The sequence below is a fragment of the Zoogloea sp. GDB6 genome, from assembly GCF_056724105.1.
Genome location: NZ_CM161497.1, coordinates 4,958,442 through 4,977,061, shown reverse-complemented (window position 1 = coordinate 4,977,061; position 18,620 = coordinate 4,958,442). Strand labels below are relative to the sequence as shown.

Genomic DNA, 18,620 nt, shown 5'->3' with positions numbered 1-18,620 from the left:
CGGGCATGGCCCCGGCGGTGCCGGTCAGGACGTCTGGAGCTTGTGGTAGAACTTGAGGATGATGAATTCGGCCGGACGGACCACCGCCATGCCGATTTCTACGTACATGCGACCCTCCAGGATGTCCTGGCTGCTCATCGTGGTGCCGAGCCCGCAGCGCACAAAGAAGGCGTCCTTGGTGGTGGAGCCGGCCAGCGCGCCTTCGCGCCACTTCTGCGTGAGGTAGCTCTCGATCATCCCGCGTACCTTGACCCAGGTGTTGGCGTCGTTGGGTTCAAAGACCGCCCAGTAGGTGGATTTCTTCACCGACTCCTCGACCATGTTGAAGAAGCGTCGCACCGAGATGTAGCGCCATTCGTTGTCGTTGCCGGCCAGCGTGCGGGCGCCCCAGATCAGCGTGCCCTTGCCGACGAAGCTGCGGATGGCGTTGATCGACTTGCCGGCGGTGGCGTCCACGTTGAGGTTGTCGGTGTCGTCGCTGTCCAGCGCATAGGTGGGGGCGATGACGCCGGTCAGGCTGACGTTGGCCGGGGCTTTCCAGACCCCGCGCTGGTTGTCCACCAGCGCGTAGATGCCGGCGATGGCGCCGGACGGCGGGCACACCGTGAGGGTGTTGTTCACGCCGCGCACGATGTCCCGGTAGGTGGCGAAGCTGTCGAGCAGGTTGGCTTCGGTGTTGGCGGCGTAGCCGGCGGCGGCGTCGTCGAGGCTGGCCAGCGCCGACGACAGGGTGCCGAAGATGCGCTGGATCGCCGCCTGCGCGGCTGCCAGGCGGCCGACGTCGTCGGCCGCGGCACTGATCGCAGTGGTGGACGCGGCCGGCGCGTCGGCGCCGAACAGGGTCGCCCAGCCGGCGGTGGTGAGGGCGCCGATCGCGGTGTACTGGGCGACATAGGCGGCGGCGAGCTTGCCGTCGAGCTCCCGTTCGAGGGCGATCAGCTCGCTCATCGCCGGGATGAAGCTGTGGGTGATGGCCCGCCCGGCGTCGCCCTTCAGGCCCGCGTGGGTGAAGGCGCCGGCGCCGCTGGCCATGCCGTCCACCAGCGGGGCGATCTTGTAGACGAAGGTAAACAGGTCCTGCATGTGGGCCGCGTCCGGCGTGCCCAGGTAGGCCAGCAGGGTGGTGCCGAAGGTGTCCGAGATGGCCTTGTCGGTGCCGCCGCTGACGGTGGCGCGGCGGGCCGGAAGGCCGGCCAGGTCGGCCAGGGCCTGGTCGAGGCCCTGCAGCAGCGCCAGCACGCCGGCGTCGCCGGTGAGGGCGTTCAGCGTGACCGCGACGCCGCCTTTTTTCAGCTTGCTCTTGATGTCGGCGTAGCCGACGTTCTTCGGGTAGTTGAGCTTCAGCCAGGGGGCGTAGGCGGCGCCGTACTTGAGGCTGTTGATGCCGATGCGGTTGCGCAGCTCGTCCACCACGGTGCCGTGGCTGGTCTTGTCGGTGGCGAGACGGGTGTCGAGCACGGCGACCCGGTCGCCGAGCTTGCCGCACTGGTTGAGGGCCACCATCTGCACGGCGGCCAAGTCGTCGGCGGGCAGGCCAGCGGCGTCGGGGAAGAGCAGGATGGTCGGTTCATCCACCGTCGCGATGCGCGCCAGGCCGGCGATCAGCTGGGTCTTGTCCACCGCGTCGGTGTGCTTGCCGACCGAGCAGATCCAGGCCTTGCCGCCGCCGTTGTCGAAGAACAGGCGCAGGCTGTCGTAGAGGTACTTGGTGTTGGTGGCGGCCAGCGTGGCGTTGACGAAACGGTTGCCGGCATCCAGGTCCACGTGGTCGAGGTCGAGCTCCGGCGCGCCGCCGAACAGGGTCTCGAATTCGAGCAGCGAGGTGATGCGCGTCGGTACGTTCTTCAGGTCGCCGGCGGTGAGGCGGGTGGCCATGGCGGTGTAGCCGACGAAGGCGGGCACCGCGGTTTCCACCTCTGCGACCGAGGGGGGAAACACCGAAATCTCTTCGACGTACACATCGGGCGTGCGGTAGGTGGGCATGGCGGCTTCGCTCCTCTCCTAGGTTTCCTATCTAAGGTGGACGACGAACTGGGCGTCACTGCGTTCGGCGCCGGGTTGTGGCAGGTTGCCGATGAGCACCTCGCCGTTGCGATGCAGCTCGAATCCGTGCGGCCCTGCGGCGCGTCGGGCGACCGGGGTCTGAGCTTCGAAGAGCACGATCCTGCGGGTTCCGCCCGGGTCGAGCAGGGCCGGGGCGAGTCGGTCGCCGCTGAAGGGCGGCAGCAGGCGGGTGAAGGCGATCGCCGGGCGGGCGTCGCCGGCGGCGCCATGGTCTTCGACCTGGATGCTGGCGAAGTCCGCGTCGCTGGCCGGCTTGAGCACCACGTAGTAGCGCAGCAGCGCGCTGCCGGCGCTGAAGGCCAGCGTGAAGGCCTGGCCGTTGGCGACGTGGTCGGCGCTGGCGGTGAGGCTCAGCACACCCCAGGGCGGATCGGCGGCGAGCCCGGCGTCGACGAGCAGGCGACGGCTGGCGGTGAGTCTGCCGGCGGCGCTCTCGCTGACGACGAATTCACCTGCGTCGGCGCCGCGGAAGACCCAGCCGGCGTCCGCCGGGCCGAGGCGGGCGCCGGCCAGCGGCGCGCCGTCCGGGCGGGTGACGGTCAGATCGAGCGGGCGGGCGGCCAGGCGCGGCACGATGGTCGGCGCGGGGCCGGCCAGTTCGACACCGCGCGGCGCCGCGTTGAGGGCGTCGGCGGACGTTTCGTTGGCGAACAGCGGCGTCTCGCCGGGGGGAAGGGCCGGCAGCTGCGTGTATTGCGTGAAGCTCGGGCTGCGCGGCGCGAGGCCGAACAGCAGACGCCGCCCGATGCAGTCGCCGAGCGGGTTGCCGTCCTCGTCCACGGCGATCAGCACGTGCAGCACGCCGTCGCGCTCGCGCACCAGCGCGTGCATGCCGGCCAGCGTGTCGCGGGTGGCCGGCGGCACCACGAAGGCCAGGTCGTCGCAGGGGCCGCCGCGGAAATCATGGCTGACGGCCACCGTCCATAGACGGCGGAAGGCGCTGTTCATCGCAGGCCCGCGTGGGTGTGGATGTCGAGGATCGGCGTGCCGGTGGCGCCGGGCTCCTGGTCCTGCAGGACCAGCATGCGGATGCGATAGACCACCGATGGCAGGTGCTTGGCGCCGAGGCAGGTCCACATCTGGTTGGCCTGCTCGGGGCCGTAATTGACCAGCTCGACGGCCAGCCGGTCGACGCCGGGCGGCAGTGCCGGATAGTCGCTTGGCGTGAACAGCGGGTGGGCCTGGAAGAAGGTCAGCAGCAGCGACAGCTGGCGCAGGCCTTCGGCATAGGTGGTGAAGCTGGCGGCGAAGAGGACTATCAGATTGATTGCCAGTGGCGGCGGCAGCGTGACGCTGCGCCCGTCCACGATGACCTGCTGGGGCACCTGGGCGCGGGCATGGCGTTCTTCCTCGATCTGAAAGAGGGTCAGCCGGACGGTGTCGGTGGTGGCCTGCCAGTTGCCCTTGTCATCGACGAGAGCGCCGAGCTCGACCTTGCCGAAGTCGGAGTTGAGCCGCCGCTGCAGGTAGGCGTTGACTTCGTCGACGAGGAACTTGAGCGAAACATCGATCATCGTCGCGTCCCTCCTCCCGTTCAGGCGGGGCGATCTATGCCGTCCCTATGCCAAAAGCGAAACCGTCGTACGCTTCACTATGGCATGTGTGACAAAAATCACAATGTCTTTATGCGGATCTCCAGTGATTTCCTGCAATGAAGGGTGTGGTGCGCTGCCGCCTCGGAACGCTTAGTCGGTCAGGCGGCTGCCGCGCTTGCGGGTGCCGACGCCGGCGATTGCCGCCAGCCCGCGGCTGCCGTGGGCGTGACAGATTGCACAGGCAAGGGCGTCGGCGGCGTCCGACGACGGTGCGCCTTCGAGGGCGAGCAGGCGCTGGACCATGTGGCTGACCTGCTCCTTGGCCGCCTTGCCGTGGCCGACGACGGCCTGCTTGACCTGCAGCGCGGTGTATTCGGCCACCGGTAGGTCGCACGACACGGCGCCGCAGATCGCCGCGCCGCGGGCCTGGCCGAGGAGCAGCGTGGACTGGGGATTGACGTTGACGAAGATGATCTCCACCGCGGCCTGGTCCGGCTTGTAGGTGGCGATCACCTCGCGGATGCCGTCGAGGATGATCTTCAGGCGTTCCGGCAGGCTGCCTTCGCCGGTCTTGATGCAGCCGCTGGCCACGTAGCGCAGCTGGCTGCCGAGGGTGTCGATGAGGCCGAAGCCGGTGCTGCGCAGGCCCGGGTCGATGCCGAGGATGCGCGTCGCGACGCTGGCCGACGCGGACGGTCCGTTGATCCTCACCGGCCCCTCACTTGCGGGCCAGCCACACGCCGAAGACGGTCAGCCCCATGCCGGCCAGGGCCAGGCCGGTGAGCGTCTCGCCGAAGGCGGCCCAGGCGATCAGTGCGGTGGTGGGGGGCGTCAGGTAGAACAGGCTGGCCACGTTCACCGCGCTGCCACTCCTGATCAGCAGGTTGAGCAGGCTGATCGCGCCGACCGACAGCACCAGCACCAGCCACAGCAGCGCGAAGATGAACTGGGTGCTCCAGTCGATGTGCATCGTCTCGGTCTGGCTGGCGACCAGCAGCGACAGGGCGAGGGTGGGCAGGAACTGGATCACCGAACCCGTGCGCAGGTCGAAGGCCGGGCAGAAGCGCTTCTGGTAGAGGGTACCGACGGTAATGCCGAGGAGGGCTGCGACGGCCGGCAGCAGCATGGCGGCCAGTTCGGGCGTGCCGGCTGCGGCGGCTACCTTGTGGGCGACCACCAGCCCGACACCGCCGAAGCCGAGGGCCAGGCCGGCCCACTGGCGCGGCAACACTTTCTCGCCAAGCAGCGCGCCGGCGCCGAGGGCCGTGAGCAGCGGCTGCAGGCCGACCACCAGCGCGGTGATGCCGGCCGGCAGGCCGTGGCGGATGGCGGTGAACACGCCACCCAGGTAGACCGCATGGACCAGCACCCCGCTGACGCCGATATGCAGCCACTGGCGCGGCTCCCGCGGCCAAGGGGCGCGGGTGGCGACGGCGACCAGGCCCATCAGCAGGATCACCAGCCCGTAGCGGGCGCACAGGAAGCTGAGGGGTTCGGCATAGGGCAGGCCGTACTTGGCACCGATGAAACCGGTGCTCCACAGTACGACGAACAGCAGCGGGTACAGGCGCGTCATTGCTGCCCGTGCTTGCTGCGGTAGATGCGGGTGGCGACGGAGACGATGATCTGCGCATCCTGCGCCGGGATGCCCGGCAACTGTTCGCGCAGCACGCGATACGCCAGGTGTTCGAGGGTCTGGCCGTTCCAGGCGTTGGCCGGGTCGAAGAAGGGTTCGATGAGGACGTAGGCCTGGTCGACGAGCTCGCGTAGGCTGAGGTTCTTGCGGCGTTCGACGGGGGTGTTCATGCGGGGCTCCAGGGGGATCGGCGGGAAGACGGGCAGGCCCCGATGATACCCCAGGCGGCCTGGGCTGCCGGGTATGGCGCTGGCCTGCCGCCGCGGTGGGCGGGGCGTTCCGGCTTGGCGTGGGGCGGCCGGCTGGGCAATATGCGGATTTCGGCACCCGGTCGGGCGCCGCCTGTGGAGTGAGTGAATCATGCGTTACTGGCTGATGAAGTCCGAACCGGACGACGTGTCCATCGACGACCTGCAGAAGCGCCCGGACCAGACCGTGCCGTGGTATGGCGTGCGCAATTACCAGGCGCGCAATTTCATGCGCGACGGCATGCAGATCGGCGACGGCGTGCTGTTCTACCATTCTGGCTGCGCCGAGCCTGGCATTGCCGGCATCGCGCGGGTGGCCACCACGGCCTACCCGGACGCCACCCAGTTCGATCCGGCGAGCCGCTATTACGATCCGAAGGCCACGCCGGAGCAGCCGCGCTGGCTGCATGTGGACGTGCAGTTCGTGCGCAAGACGCGGCTTGTGGGTTTGCCCGAGTTGCGCAGCCAGCCCGAACTGGAGAACATGCGCGTCCTCGCCCGCGGCAACCGGCTGTCGATCACACCGGTGGAGCCGGCCGAGTGGCGATTCATCGTCGGGCAACTGCTCGGCGCAACCGATCTGATCTGAATATCGACAAGCTGACCATGGGTATCGAATGGCTGGCGGCCTACCTGCTTCTGGGGGGCTGCGTGGGATTTTTTGCGGGACTGCTCGGCGTGGGCGGCGGCGGCATCATGGTGCCGATGCTGACCACGCTGTTCGCAGCCCAGGGGTTTGCGCGCGAGCATTTGGTGCATGTGGCCCTCGGCACGTCGATGGCGGCCATCGTGATCACCTCCATCTCCAGCCTGCGCGCCCACCACGCTCATGGCGCGGTGCGTTGGGATATCGTGAAGGGCATCACCCCGGGCGTGCTGGCCGGCACCTTCGGCGGCACCTTCATCGCGTCGCGGGTGGCGACGGCGCCGCTGGCGATCTTCTTCGGCTGCTTCATGGCCTATGTATCGGTGCAGATGATTCTCAACGTCAAGCCGAAGCCGTCGCGGGAGTTGCCCGGTGCGGCCGGGCTGGCCGGAGTCGGAGGGGTGATCGGCGGCATCTCGGCGCTGGTGGCGATCGGCGGCGGCTCCCTGTCGGTGCCGTTCATGACCTGGTGCAACGTGAAGATGCAGAACGCCATCGGCACCTCGGCGGCCATCGGCCTGCCGATCGCGCTGGCTGGTGCGCTGGGCTACCTGATCAATGGCTGGGGGGCCCCCGGCCTGCCCGAATGGACGGTGGGCTTCGTGAACCTGCCGGCACTGGTGCTGGTGAGCCTGGTGTCCACCTTCACCGCGCCGATCGGCGCCGGGCTGGCCCACCGCCTGCCAGTGGCGACGCTGAAAAAAATCTTCGCTGCTCTGCTGGTGCTGCTGTCGCTGAAGATGCTGCACACCGTGCTGGGTTGAGGCTGCAAGCGTGCAGCCTCGCGGGGCGCATGAACGCGCCCCGCGACGTCTTGCTTAGCCGAAGAAGCGCTTCAGCGAACGGCTGAACCAGCCTTCCGGGGCTCTCTCCTCGGCGAGGGCCTTCATCTGCGGGCGGACCGCGGCGACGTATGCGTGGTCGTCGTGGCGGATGTGGCTGAACAGCCAGCGGTGCAGCAGGCTGTGCAGCTCGTGGGAGATGTCCTCGCCCTTCTTGATGCGGTCGTGGAAGCCGCTGACCCGCCGGACGAAGAGTTCATGCACCTTCTTGTGCCCGCGCACGAATTCGTAGCCGGCGTCCTCCATCAGACATTCTTCGAAGGCGAAGTGGGACAGGGTGTACTCCACCAGGTCGTCCACCACCGCGATGACGCCGAGGCGGTCGGCGTGCTGCCGCGCGTCGTGCAGGCGGTTGATGAAGTCCATGATCTGCTTGTGCTGGTTGTCGATCTCCAGGATGCCGGTGTCCAGGTCGGGAGACCACGAGAGATATGCCATTGTTTTTCCTTGTGCGGGCGCACGCCGCCAATGGCTACATGCCGTCCGAAGCATGCGGACGGCTTTATGGGTCGCGGGGCGGTCGTGCGGGGAGTATCTGCCGGGGAGCGCAGGGCGGTATGTTAATCGCCTATGCCTACCGAGTGACAGACAAAGTGCAAAGAAAGTTTCCCGAGCAGGGTAGTCGGCCGCCGCGGGAGGGGTGTCCGCGGCGCTCGAGCAGGGGGCTTAGCGTCCCTTGAAAACCGGCGTGCGCTTGGCGAGGAAGGCGGCCAGGCCCTCTTGGTAGTCCTCGGTGGCGAGGAAATCGAAGGCGGCACGCTTTTCCGCATCGTCGAGGGGGCTGCCCTGCATCAGACGATGCACCCATTGCTTGTGCCAGCGCGCAACCAGCGGCGCGCCCTTGAGGATGCGCTCTGCAGTGGCGAGGGCTTCCTTCTCCACCTCCTCGTCGTCCACCACGCGCGTCAGCAGGCCCTTCGACAGGGCTTCGCGGGCGCCCAGGATGCGGCCCTCTAGCAGGATCTCGAGAAGTACCGCCGGACCGACCAGTTCCAGCAGGCCGGCCATCTCGCCGGGATACATGGAAAAACCCAGCTTGTTGATCGGCGCACCGAAGCGGCTCGATTCGCCGGCAATGCGGATGTCGCAGCAACCGGCGATCTCCAGGCCGCCGCCGACGCAGGCGCCACGGATCATCGCCACCGTCGGCACCGGGCAGGCGCGTACCGCATCGAGGGCCGCGGCGACCAGTTCCTCGTGGTAATGCAGGGCGTCGTCCACCGTTGCGCGGACGGTAATGAATTCCTCTATGTCACCGCCAGCGGCGAAGGCCTTTTCACCAGCGCCGCGCAGGATCACGCAGCGTACGTCTTGATCGGCATTGACCGCCGTCATGCGGGCATGCAGGCCGCGCCACATGCCGGCATCGACGGCATTGAGCTTGTCGGGATTGGAAAGGATCAGGGTGGCGACGCCGCCATCCTGGCTGAAGAGGATTTCACCGGACATTGGGGTTTCCATAGTGGGTGGTGGTGGCGGTGTTACGCTGCGCAATAAACCCGCCGTACGTTATGGTATGGAGTCATATAGATGTTATATCATCCCATCGGGCGAAGTAATGGCGCGGCTTCGTCCACCGGGACGCACCACACTAAAAAAGCCATCCGATCGCCGCATTACAAATCCAACAGGCAGATCGCGCCGCATCCACTGACGTTCTCTAGGGAGGGAATTCATGTCGAGCACATCGTCTCAACGTGCGGTCTACGCACGTATCCGGAGCAACCCGCGCTTCGCCGAGCTGGTCTCGAAGCGCCAAGGTTTTGCCACGCTGCTGTCGGTGATCGTCCTGACGATCTTCTACGGCTTCTTCATGGTCGTGGCCTTCACGCCCAAAGTGATCGGCCAGCGCCTGTCCGAGGGTTCCTACGTGACGGTCGGCATCGCCGCCGAACTGTTCATGTTCATCTTTTTCTGGGTGTTGACTGCCGTTTACGTAAAGCGCGCGAACGGTGAGTTCGACGACATCACCACCGAAATCGTCCGCGATGCCGCCAAGGAGGTGAAGTGATGCTGGCCCGTCTGAATGTCCTGCTGCTGGGCCTGCTGGCGCCGGCCCTGTCCTTCGCCGGTGACGCGATTTCCGCCACCGAGAAGCAACCCCTCAATCTTCACGCCATCGGCATGTTCGTGGTCTTCGTCGGGATGACCCTGGGCATCACCAAGTGGGCCGCCGGACGCACCAAGTCGGCGGCCGACTTCTACACCGCCGGTGGCGGTATCACCGGCTTCCAGAACGGCCTGGCGATCGCCGGCGACTACATGTCGGCGGCGACCCTGCTGGGCCTCACCGCGATGGTGTATGCGAAGGGCGTCGACGGCTACATCTACATGATCGCCTTCTTCGCCGGCTGGCCCATCATCTTGTTCCTGATGGCCGAGCGCCTGCGCAACCTGGGCAAGTTCACCTTTGCCGACATCACCTCCTACCGCTTGAATCAGAGCAAGGTGCGGACGATGGCGGCGGTGTCCTCGCTGACCGTGGTGTGCTTCTACCTGGTGGCCCAGATGGTTGGCGCCGGCCAGCTGATCAAGCTGCTGTTCGGCCTCGACTACACCATCGCGCTGTTCGTCGTCGGTGCGCTGATGATGGTCTATGTGACCTTCGGCGGCATGGTTGCCACCACCTGGGTGCAGATCATCAAGGCCTGCATGCTGTTGGCTGGCGGCACGCTGGTGATGATCCTGGCGATGTCCCAGTTCGGTTTCAGCTTCGAGACGCTGATGGACAAGGCCATCTCGGTGCATAGCCTGGGCGAGAAGATCCTGTTCCCGGGCTCCCTGCTGCCGGATCCCGTCACCGCGCTGTCCCTGGGCCTCGGCCTGATGTTCGGCACCGCCGGCCTGCCGCACATCCTGATGCGCTTCTTCACCGTCACCAACGCCAAGGAAGCCCGCAAGTCGGTGCTCTACGCGTCCGGTTTCGTCGCCTACTTCTTCAACGTGATCCTGCTGATGGGCTTCGCGGCGATCATCATCGTCGGTCAGAACCCCGAGTTCTTCGAAGGCGGAAACATCGGCGGCAAGATCATCGGCGGCGGCAACATGGTGGCAATGCACCTGGCCAAGGCGGTCGGCGGCAACCTGCTGCTGGGCTTCCTGTCGGCGGTGGCCTTCGCCACCATCCTGGCGGTGGTGTCCGGCCTGGCGCTGGCCGGCGCGGCGTCGATCTCCCACGACATCTACGCCCGCGTGCTCCGCAAGGGCAAGGCCACCGAGACCGAGGAACTGCGCGTTTCCAAGCTGTCGTCGATCGGTCTGGGTATCGTGGCGATCATCCTTGGCATCGCCTTCGAGAAGATGAACGTGGCCTTCATGGTCGCGCTGGCCTTCGGTATCGCCGCGTCCGCCAACTTCCCGGTGCTGATCCTCTCCATGTACTGGAAGGGTCTGACCACCCGCGGCGCAGTGGTCGGCGGCTACTCCGGCCTGGTGGCGGCGGTGCTGTTCGTGCTGCTGTCCAAGTCCGTGTGGGTCACCGTGCTGGGCAACGCCCAGGCGCTGTTCCCGTACGACCAGCCGGCTCTGTTCTCCATGCCGCTGGCCTTCCTGGTGACGATCATCATCTCCAAGCTCGACAACAGCGCCGAGGCCCAGGCCGAACGCGCCCAGTTCGACGACCAGTACGTACGTGCCCAGACCGGTTTCGGTGCCGCTGAAGCCAGCGCCCACTGATGCCGTTGCGCCCTGCGGGGCGCCGGGCTGAATGAACAAACCCCCGACGGGTTCGCCCGTTCGGGGGTTTGTTCATTGTTGGGGCGGATCACCCCTGCGGTGAGGCTATGGGTGGGAGGCTCAGGTCGATCTGTCCCGGTGGGCGAGCTTGGCGAGGGCTGCGCGGCCGCTGGAGATATGGTCGCGCATCGCAAGTTCGGTGGCCGTCACATCGCGCCGGTCAAGGGCGTCGAGGATGGCCCGGTGCTCGGCGAGGGATTGTTCCAGCCGGCCCTCGATGAACAGGGAGTGGTGGCGCGACAGCTTGATGACCTTGCGCAGGTCGGTGATGGCCTGGGTCAGCCAGCGGTTGTCGGCGATCAGCTGGACTTCCTGGTGGAAGGCCTGGTTGGCCTCGAAGAAGCCGTCGATGTCGTTGGCGGCGGCAGCCCGTTCGAGATCCTGGTGGATGGCGGCCAGGCGCTTCAGGTCGGCCTCGCTGGCCTTGTGCACGGTATTGACCGCGCACTGTCCCTCGAGCAGGGCCAGCACGGTGAAGATCTCGTCCAGGTCACGCTCGGAAATCTCCGTCACGTAGCAGCCGCGGCGCGGCTTGAGGGTCACCAGGCCTTCGGCGGCGAGCACCTTCAAAGCTTCACGAAGCGGGGTGCGCGAAATGCCATACTGGCTCGCCAGCGCCTGCTCATCCACCCAGGTGCCGGGCGGCAGTTCGTGGGAGAAGATGCGCTGGCGCAGGCGTTCCGCGACTTCCTGGTACAGGGCGAGGGGGGCGATCCGGCCGGCATTCATGGGTTCGGTCGAAAGTTTCGTCAGAGCGTTGTCGGCAGTGGTTGCATCCATAATTATGGATAAAGTATTATCTACAAGACAGCAAGTCAAGTTCCTGCGCAGGATGTAACCCTTGTACGGATCCACCGCCGAAAGGCTGGTGGGCCACAAAACAGAGGGAGGGAGAAAACTTCCCTGCGCGGGACACGGCAGCCGGCCGTGGCCAGGGGTCACGGCCGGTACTGACGTCACTAATTACCAAGGGTTGCAGTAAACAGCCCAGCTACGTGAGGGTAGAAAAGCCATGGCGCACAACACCGAACCGACCTTCCCGCAACCTGATCTGGCCGCCTGGAACAAGGCCGCCGCCAAATCGGCTCCTGAAGGCGATGTCGCCAAGCTGAACTGGGTGACGCCGGAAGGCATCACGGTCAAGCCGCTGTATACCGCAGCCGACCTCGAAGGCCTCAAGTACACCAACACGCTGCCGGGCTTCGAGCCCTTCCTGCGCGGCCCCCAGGCCACCATGTACGCGGCTCGTCCTTGGACCATTCGCCAGTACGCCGGCTTCTCCACCGCCGAGGCCTCCAACGCCTTCTACCGCAAGGCGCTGGCCGCCGGCGGCCAGGGCGTGTCGGTGGCTTTCGACCTGGCCACGCACCGCGGCTACGACTCCGACAATCCCCGCGTGGTCGGCGACGTCGGCAAGGCCGGCGTGGCGATCGACTCCGTCGAGGACATGAAGATCCTCTTCAACGAGATCCCGCTCGACAAGATCTCTGTCTCCATGACCATGAACGGCGCCGTGCTGCCGATCCTGGCCGGCTACATCGTCGCCGCCGAGGAGCAGGGCGTCTCGCAGGACAAGCTGTCCGGGACCATCCAGAACGACATCCTCAAGGAGTTCATGGTCCGCAACACCTATATCTACCCGCCGACGCCGTCGATGAAGATCATCGCCGACATCTTCCAGTACACGTCGGCCAACATGCCCAAGTTCAACAGCATCTCGATCTCGGGCTACCACATCCAGGAAGCGGGCGCGAACCAGGCCATCGAGCTGGCCTTCACGCTGGCCGACGGCGTCGAGTACGTGCGCACCGGCATCAAGTCCGGCATGGACGTGGACACCTTTGCCGGCCGCCTGTCCTTCTTCTGGGCGGTGGGCATGAACTTCTACCTCGAGATCGCCAAGATGCGTGCCGCGCGCATGCTGTGGTGGCGCCTCATGAAGCAGTTCGAGCCGAAGAGCCAGAAGTCCATGATGCTGCGGACCCACAGCCAGACCTCCGGCTGGTCGCTCACCGAGCAGGATCCGTACAACAACGTCGTGCGTACCACCATCGAGGCGATGGCCGCGGTGTTCGGCGGCACCCAGTCCCTGCACACCAACGCGCTCGACGAAGCCATCGCGCTGCCGACCGAGTTCTCGGCGCGTATCGCCCGCAACACCCAGATCATCATCCAGGAAGAAACCCACATCACCAGCGTGGTGGACCCGTGGGCCGGCTCCTACATGATGGAAAAGCTGACCCAGGACATGGCCGACAAGGCCTGGGCCCTGATCGAGGAGATCGAGGCGATGGGCGGCATGACCAAGGCCGTCGAATCCGGCTGGGCCAAGATGAAGGTCGAGGAGTGCGCCGCCGAGAAGCAGGCCCGCATCGACTCCGGCAAGGACGTCATCGTCGGCGTCAACAAGTACAAGCTGGCCAAGGAAGACCCGATCGACATTCTCGACATCGACAACCACGTCGTGCGTGAAGCCCAGATCGAGCGCCTGGCGCGCATCCGCGCCACCCGCGACCAGGCCGCCGTCGATGCCGCGCTGGCCGCGCTGACCGAAGCCGCCAAGAGCGGTGACGGCAACCTGCTCGACCTGACCGTCAAGGCCGTGCGCCTGCGCGCCACCGTCGGTGAAATCTCCGATGCGCTGGAAGTGGTCTTCGGCCGCTATCGCGCCAACCCGCAGGCCGTCACCGGCATCTACAACTCGGTGGTCGAAGGCAATGAAGACTGGCAGGCCCTCAAGGCCGACATCGACGCCTTCGTCGCCGAGGAAGGCCGCCGTCCGCGCATCATGATCGCCAAGCTCGGCCAGGACGGCCACGACCGCGGCGCCAAGGTGGTGGCCTCCGCCTTCGCCGACCTGGGCTTCGACATCGACATCGGGCCGCTCTTCCAGACTCCGGAAGAAGCTGCGCGTCACGCAGTCGAGAACGACGTGCATGCCGTCGGTTGTTCCAGCCTCGCTGCCGGCCACAAGACCCTCGTGCCGGCCGTCATCAAGGCCCTCAAGGAGCAGGGTGCCGACGACATCATCACCTTCGTCGGTGGCGTGATCCCGGCCCAGGACTACGACGCGCTGTACCAGGCCGGCGCGGCCGGCATCTTCGGACCGGGTACCCCGATCCCGACCGCCGCCCGTGAAGTGCTGAAGCAGATCCGCGCCGCCCGCAAGGCCTGATCCGCGACCGAAGTCCGAAAGTGCGCCGGCCATGGCCGGCGCACAGGTCATTATCGAGCCCATGAACATGCCCGCCGATCTTCCGCAACGGGATGCTGCCGACCAGGCCCTGGTCGATGGCGTCCTCAAGCACCAGCTGCGCCCGCTGGCCAAGACGATCACGCTGATCGAGTCCCAGCGCACGGACCACAAGCAGCGCGCCCGCAACGTGCTGGAAGGCCTGCTGCCGCACACCGGCAAGTCGATGCGCGTCGGCATCTCCGGGGTGCCCGGGGTCGGCAAGTCCACCTTCATCGAAGCCCTCGGCCTGTATCTCATCGAGCAGGGCCACAAGGTGGCGGTGCTGGCGGTGGATCCGTCGTCCAGCGTCACCGGCGGTTCCATCCTCGGCGACAAGACCCGCATGGAGCTGCTGTCCCAGCGCACTGAGGCCTTCATCCGCCCGAGCCCGTCGGCCGGCAGCCTCGGCGGTGTCGCCGAGAAGACCCGCGAGGCGATGCTGGTCTGCGAGGCCGCCGGTTTCGACGTGATCATCATCGAGACGGTCGGCGTCGGCCAATCCGAGACCGCGGTCGCCGGCATGACCGACATCTTCTGTCTGCTGCAGCTGCCCAACGCCGGCGACGACCTGCAGGCGATCAAGAAGGGGATCATGGAGATCGCTGACCTGATTGTCATCAACAAGGCCGACATCAACCCGCAGGCCGCCAACGTGGCACGCGGACAGATCAAGAGCGCACTGGGCATGCTGCGTCATGCTTCGCCCAACTGGATGCCGCCGGTGCTGATGCTTTCTGCATTGCAGAAGCAGGGCATCGCCGAATTCTGGAATACCATCAACGATTACCGTTCCGCCATGAAACGGAGCGGGGAGTTCGAGGCCCGCCGGTGCCAACAGGCCCGCGCGTGGATGTGGGAACTCATCGACCAGGGCCTGCGGGCCCGGTTCGCAAGTCACGCCCGGGTGCAACAGGACCTGCCCGGTTTGCAAGCGGCCGTCGAGGCCGGCCAGACGACGCCCTCCGCGGCCGCGCTGCGGCTGCTGGGCTATCTGGGCTGAAACAAATACATCCCGATTTTTGACTGGAGGCTGTAAATGCACGACATCATCCACCAGCTGGAAAAGAAGCGCGAAGCGGCCCGCCTCGGTGGCGGCCAGAAGCGTATCGACAGCCAGCACAAGAAGGGCAAGCTGACGGCCCGTGAACGTATCGAGCTGCTGCTCGACCCGGATTCCTTTGAGGAATGGGATATGTTCAAGGAGCACCGTTGCGTCGACTTCGGCATGAACGAAGCCGAAAAGACCCCGGGTGACGGTGTGGTCGTCGGCTACGGCACCATCAACGGCCGCCTGGTCTTCGTGTTCTCCCAGGACTTCACCGTGTTCGGCGGCTCCCTGTCCGAAACCCATGCCGAGAAGATCTGCAAGGTGATGGACCAGGCCATGAAGGTCGGCGCCCCGGTGATCGGCCTCAACGACTCGGGCGGCGCCCGTATCCAGGAAGGCGTGGCGTCCCTCGGCGGCTATGCCGACGTGTTTCAGCGCAACGTGATGGCCTCCGGCGTCGTGCCCCAGATCTCCATGATCATGGGCCCCTGTGCCGGTGGTGCGGTGTACTCCCCGTCGATGACCGACTTCATCTTCATGGTGAAGGACTCGTCCTACATGTTCGTGACCGGTCCGGAAGTCGTGAAGACTGTGACCCACGAAGACGTCACCGCCGAGGAACTGGGCGGCGCGGTCACCCACACCAGCAAGTCCGGCGTGGCCGACCTGGCCTTCGAGAACGATGTCGAGGCGCTGTCCATGCTGCGCCGCTTCATGAACTTCCTGCCGGCCAACAACCGGGAGCAGCCCCCCGTCACGCCGACCAACGATCCGGTCGCCCGTTACGACTACTCCCTCGACACCCTGGTGCCGGACAACGCCAACAAGCCGTATGACATGAAGGAGCTGATCGTCAAGGTGGTCGACGACAGCGACTTCTTCGAGCTGCAGCCCGACTACGCCAAGAACATCATCATCGGTTTTGGCCGCATCGACGGCAGCCCGGTGGGCATCGTCGCCAACCAGCCGCTGGTGCTGGCCGGCTGCCTGGACATCAAGAGCGCCATCAAGGCCGCGCGTTTCGTGCGCTTCTGCGACGCCTTCAATATTCCGGTGGTCACCTTCGTGGACGTCCCGGGCTTCATGCCGGGTACCGCCCAGGAATACGGCGGCATCATCAAGCACGGCGCCAAGCTGCTCTACGCCTACGCCGAATGCACCGTGCCGAAGGTTACCGTGATCACCCGCAAGGCCTACGGCGGCGCGTATGACGTGATGTCCTCCAAGCACCTGCGTGGCGATGTGAACCTTGCCTGGCCGTCCGCCGAAATCGCGGTGATGGGCCCGAAGGGCGCGGTGGAGATCATTTTCCGCGAAGAGAAGAACGATCCCGCCAAGCTCGCCGAGCGCGAAGCCGAGTACAAGGAAAAGTTCGCCAACCCGTTCGTGGCCAGTGCCCGCGGCTTCATCGACGACGTCATCATGCCGCACGCCACCCGCAAGCGGATCGCCCGCTCGCTGGCGATGCTGAAGGACAAGCAGCTCGATAACCCGTGGCGCAAGCACGGCAACATTCCGCTGTGATCGCCGAGGACGCCCAAGACATGTTTACCAAGATCCTGATTGCAAACCGCGGCGAAATCGCCTGCCGCGTCATCAAGACTGCCCGCAAGATGGGCATCAAGACCGTCGCCGTCTATTCCGAGGCCGACAAGGACGCCCTGTTCGTGGATATGGCCGACGAGGCCGTGTGCATCGGACCGGCGGCTTCCAAGGAATCCTACTTGGTCGCCGACAAGATCATCGCCGCCTGCAAGCAGACCGGCGCTGAGGCGGTGCACCCCGGCTACGGCTTCCTGTCCGAGAACGCCGAGTTCTCCCGTCGCCTGGAAGAAGAAGGCATCAAGTTCATCGGTCCGAAGCACTACTCCATCGCCAAGATGGGGGACAAGATCGAGTCCAAGAAGCTGGCCATCGAAGCCAAGGTCAACACCATCCCCGGCTACAACGACGCCATCGATGGTCCCGATGCAGCTGTCGAGATCGCCAAGAAGATCGGCTACCCGGTGATGATCAAGGCCTCCGCCGGCGGCGGCGGCAAGGGTCTGCGGGTTGCGTACAACGACGCCGAAGCCCATGAAGGCTTCTCCTCCTGCGTCAACGAAGCGCGCAACTCCTTCGGCGACGACCGCGTCTTCATCGAGAAGTACGTGCTCGAGCCGCGCCACATCGAGATCCAGGTGCTCGGCGACAGCCACGGCAACTACGTGTATCTGAACGAGCGTGACTGCTCGATCCAGCGCCGCCACCAGAAAGTCATCGAAGAGGCGCCGAGCCCCTTCGTCGACCCCGAAATGCGCAAGGCCATGGGCGAGCAGGCCGTGGCCCTGGCCCGCGCGGTGAACTACGAATCCGCGGGTACCGTCGAATTCGTGGTGTCCGGCGCGACCAAGGAGTTCTACTTCCTCGAGATGAACACCCGTCTCCAGGTGGAACACCCGGTTACCGAGCTGATCACCGGCCTCGACCTCGTCGAGCAGATGATCCGCGTCGCCTACGGCGAGAAGCTGCCGCTGACCCAGGCCGACGTGCAGATCAACGGCTGGGCGATGGAATGCCGTATCAACGCCGAAGATCCGTTCCGTGGCTTCCTGCCGTCCACCGGCCGCCTGGTCAAGTTCCAGCCGCCGAAGGAAGTGGCGGGCCAGGTGCGCGTCGATACCGGCGTCTACGACGGCGGCGAGATCTCGATGTACTACGACTCGATGATCGCCAAGCTGATCGTGCACGGCGCCACCCGCGAGCAGGCGATTTCCCGCATGCGTGACGCGCTGAACGGCTTCGTGATCCGCGGCATTTCCTCGAACATTCCGTTCCAGGCCGCGCTGATGCAGCATCCGGTTTTCCATTCCGGCATCTTCGACACCGGCTTCATCCCCAAGCACTATCCGACGGGCTTCGACGCCTCGATGGTGCCCCACGATGATCCGGCCCTGCTGGTCTCGGTTGCGGCTTACGTCTACCGCGCCTTCACCGACCGTTCCGCGTCGATCACCGGCCAGCTGCAAGGCCACGAGCGCATCGTGGACGACCACTGGATGGTCATCCGCCTGAACAAGGAAGGCAACGAGCACCACCCGGTCGTTGCCCGTCCGATCGACGGCGGCTACCACGTGGAATACAAGGGCGAGAGCTACGAGATCAAGTCCGACTGGAAGCTCGGCGAGTCCCTGTTCAACGGCACCTGCAACGGCGAGGAATTCACCCTCCAGGTCGAGCGCCACAAGATCAAGTACAGCCTGTTCCACTGGGGCACCCGCGCCGACTTCATGGTCATGAGCGCCCGTGCCGCCGAACTGCTGGCGCTGATGCCCGAGAAGCTGCCGCCCGACCTGTCCAAGTTCCTGCTGTCCCCGATGCCGGGCCTGCTGCGCGAAGTTTCCGTGCAGGTCGGCCAGGAAGTGAAGGCCGGCGAGAAGCTGGCGGTCATCGAAGCGATGAAGATGGAAAACATTCTCAAGGCCGAGCAGGACTGCAAGGTCAAGAAGATCTCCGCCTCGGCCGGCGCAAGCCTGTCGGTGGACGAAGTCATCATCGAGTTCGAGTAAGCAATTCACCGCCGCGCCCAGGCTCTCCCAGCCGGGCGCGGTCACAGTTGGTTTTCGTTCGATGGGGAGGGAGATCCGCTCGA

17 protein-coding genes are annotated in these 18,620 nt (G+C 65.7%); 8 read left to right on the top strand and 9 right to left on the bottom strand.

The annotated features are described in order from the left end of the window. Positions 1–24: 24 nt before the first annotated feature. From AC1PQG_RS22720 to AC1PQG_RS22695, 6 genes are all read right to left on the bottom strand, one after another. The gene (locus AC1PQG_RS22720) at positions 25–1,983 is read right to left on the bottom strand and encodes a phage tail sheath family protein (protein ID WP_481120006.1); all 1,959 of its coding nucleotides are present in this window, start codon (positions 1,981–1,983) and stop codon (positions 25–27) included. Positions 1,984–2,010: 27 nt separating this feature from the next. Next, positions 2,011–3,012, bottom strand: coding sequence for a hypothetical protein (locus AC1PQG_RS22715; protein WP_481120005.1), 1,002 nt, complete (start codon positions 3,010–3,012; stop codon positions 2,011–2,013). Beyond that, positions 3,009–3,578: a Pvc16 family protein gene (locus AC1PQG_RS22710; protein WP_481120004.1), complete on the bottom strand. Its 570-nt coding sequence runs from the start codon at positions 3,576–3,578 to the stop codon at positions 3,009–3,011. The genes AC1PQG_RS22715 and AC1PQG_RS22710 overlap by 4 nt, the downstream gene beginning before the upstream one ends. A 171-nt stretch (positions 3,579–3,749) precedes the next feature. Beyond that, entirely contained in the window at positions 3,750–4,304 is a 555-nt protein-coding gene (ruvC, locus tag AC1PQG_RS22705; RefSeq protein ID WP_481123051.1) for a crossover junction endodeoxyribonuclease RuvC, read from the bottom strand. 13 nt (positions 4,305–4,317) lie between these two features. Beyond that, positions 4,318–5,175: a DMT family transporter gene (locus tag AC1PQG_RS22700; RefSeq protein ID WP_481120003.1), complete on the bottom strand. Its 858-nt coding sequence runs from the start codon at positions 5,173–5,175 to the stop codon at positions 4,318–4,320. Next, positions 5,172–5,405, bottom strand: a complete 234-nt coding sequence (locus AC1PQG_RS22695) for a hypothetical protein (RefSeq protein WP_481120002.1) — start codon at positions 5,403–5,405, stop codon at positions 5,172–5,174. Before AC1PQG_RS22695 ends, AC1PQG_RS22700 begins: the two co-directional genes overlap by 4 nt. Before the next feature lie 190 nt (positions 5,406–5,595). Between AC1PQG_RS22695 and AC1PQG_RS22690 the strand changes: the two genes are divergently transcribed. Together AC1PQG_RS22690 and AC1PQG_RS22685 are read left to right on the top strand one after the other, a co-directional pair. Then, positions 5,596–6,072: an EVE domain-containing protein gene (locus AC1PQG_RS22690; protein ID WP_481120001.1), complete on the top strand. Its 477-nt coding sequence runs from the start codon at positions 5,596–5,598 to the stop codon at positions 6,070–6,072. 17 nt (positions 6,073–6,089) lie between these two features. Further along, positions 6,090–6,893, top strand: coding sequence for a sulfite exporter TauE/SafE family protein (locus AC1PQG_RS22685; protein ID WP_481123050.1), 804 nt, complete (start codon positions 6,090–6,092; stop codon positions 6,891–6,893). Between the two features lie 54 nt (positions 6,894–6,947). On the opposite strand, the gene AC1PQG_RS22680 is transcribed toward AC1PQG_RS22685, so the two are convergent. Both AC1PQG_RS22680 and AC1PQG_RS22675 read right to left on the bottom strand, forming a co-directional pair. Continuing rightward, positions 6,948–7,409: a bacteriohemerythrin gene (locus AC1PQG_RS22680; protein WP_481120000.1), complete on the bottom strand. Its 462-nt coding sequence runs from the start codon at positions 7,407–7,409 to the stop codon at positions 6,948–6,950. Positions 7,410–7,637: 228 nt separating this feature from the next. Further along, positions 7,638–8,420, bottom strand: a complete 783-nt coding sequence (locus AC1PQG_RS22675; protein WP_481119999.1) for an enoyl-CoA hydratase/isomerase family protein — start codon at positions 8,418–8,420, stop codon at positions 7,638–7,640. Positions 8,421–8,646: 226 nt separating this feature from the next. Between AC1PQG_RS22675 and AC1PQG_RS22670 the strand changes: the two genes are divergently transcribed. Beyond that, on the top strand, positions 8,647–8,982 hold the full coding sequence (locus AC1PQG_RS22670; protein ID WP_481119998.1) for a DUF485 domain-containing protein: 336 nt from the start codon (positions 8,647–8,649) through the stop codon (positions 8,980–8,982). Next, positions 8,982–10,646 carry a cation acetate symporter gene (locus AC1PQG_RS22665; RefSeq protein WP_481119997.1) on the top strand — a complete coding sequence of 555 codons (1,665 nt, stop codon included), beginning with the start codon at positions 8,982–8,984 and terminating at the stop codon, positions 10,644–10,646. Before AC1PQG_RS22670 ends, AC1PQG_RS22665 begins: the two co-directional genes overlap by 1 nt. 120 nt (positions 10,647–10,766) lie before the next feature. Here AC1PQG_RS22665 and AC1PQG_RS22660 read toward each other — a convergent pair whose 3' ends face one another. After that, positions 10,767–11,435, bottom strand: a complete 669-nt coding sequence (locus AC1PQG_RS22660; RefSeq protein ID WP_481119996.1) for a GntR family transcriptional regulator — start codon at positions 11,433–11,435, stop codon at positions 10,767–10,769. A gap of 283 nt (positions 11,436–11,718) precedes the next feature. Here AC1PQG_RS22660 and scpA point away from each other — a divergent pair, with 283 nt between their 5' ends. From scpA to accC, 4 genes are all read left to right on the top strand, one after another. Next, positions 11,719–13,881, top strand: a complete 2,163-nt coding sequence (gene scpA, locus AC1PQG_RS22655; protein ID WP_481119995.1) for a methylmalonyl-CoA mutase — start codon at positions 11,719–11,721, stop codon at positions 13,879–13,881. Positions 13,882–13,948: 67 nt separating this feature from the next. After that, entirely contained in the window at positions 13,949–14,941 is a 993-nt protein-coding gene (gene meaB, locus AC1PQG_RS22650) for a methylmalonyl Co-A mutase-associated GTPase MeaB (RefSeq protein ID WP_481119994.1), read from the top strand. 36 nt (positions 14,942–14,977) lie between these two features. Further along, positions 14,978–16,513 (top strand): acyl-CoA carboxylase subunit beta, encoded by a 1,536-nt coding sequence (locus AC1PQG_RS22645; protein ID WP_346287192.1) that lies wholly within the window; start codon positions 14,978–14,980, stop codon positions 16,511–16,513. 20 nt (positions 16,514–16,533) lie between these two features. Continuing rightward, the gene (gene accC / locus AC1PQG_RS22640) at positions 16,534–18,537 is read left to right on the top strand and encodes an acetyl-CoA carboxylase biotin carboxylase subunit (protein ID WP_481119993.1); all 2,004 of its coding nucleotides are present in this window, start codon (positions 16,534–16,536) and stop codon (positions 18,535–18,537) included. Positions 18,538–18,620: the final 83 nt, after the last annotated feature.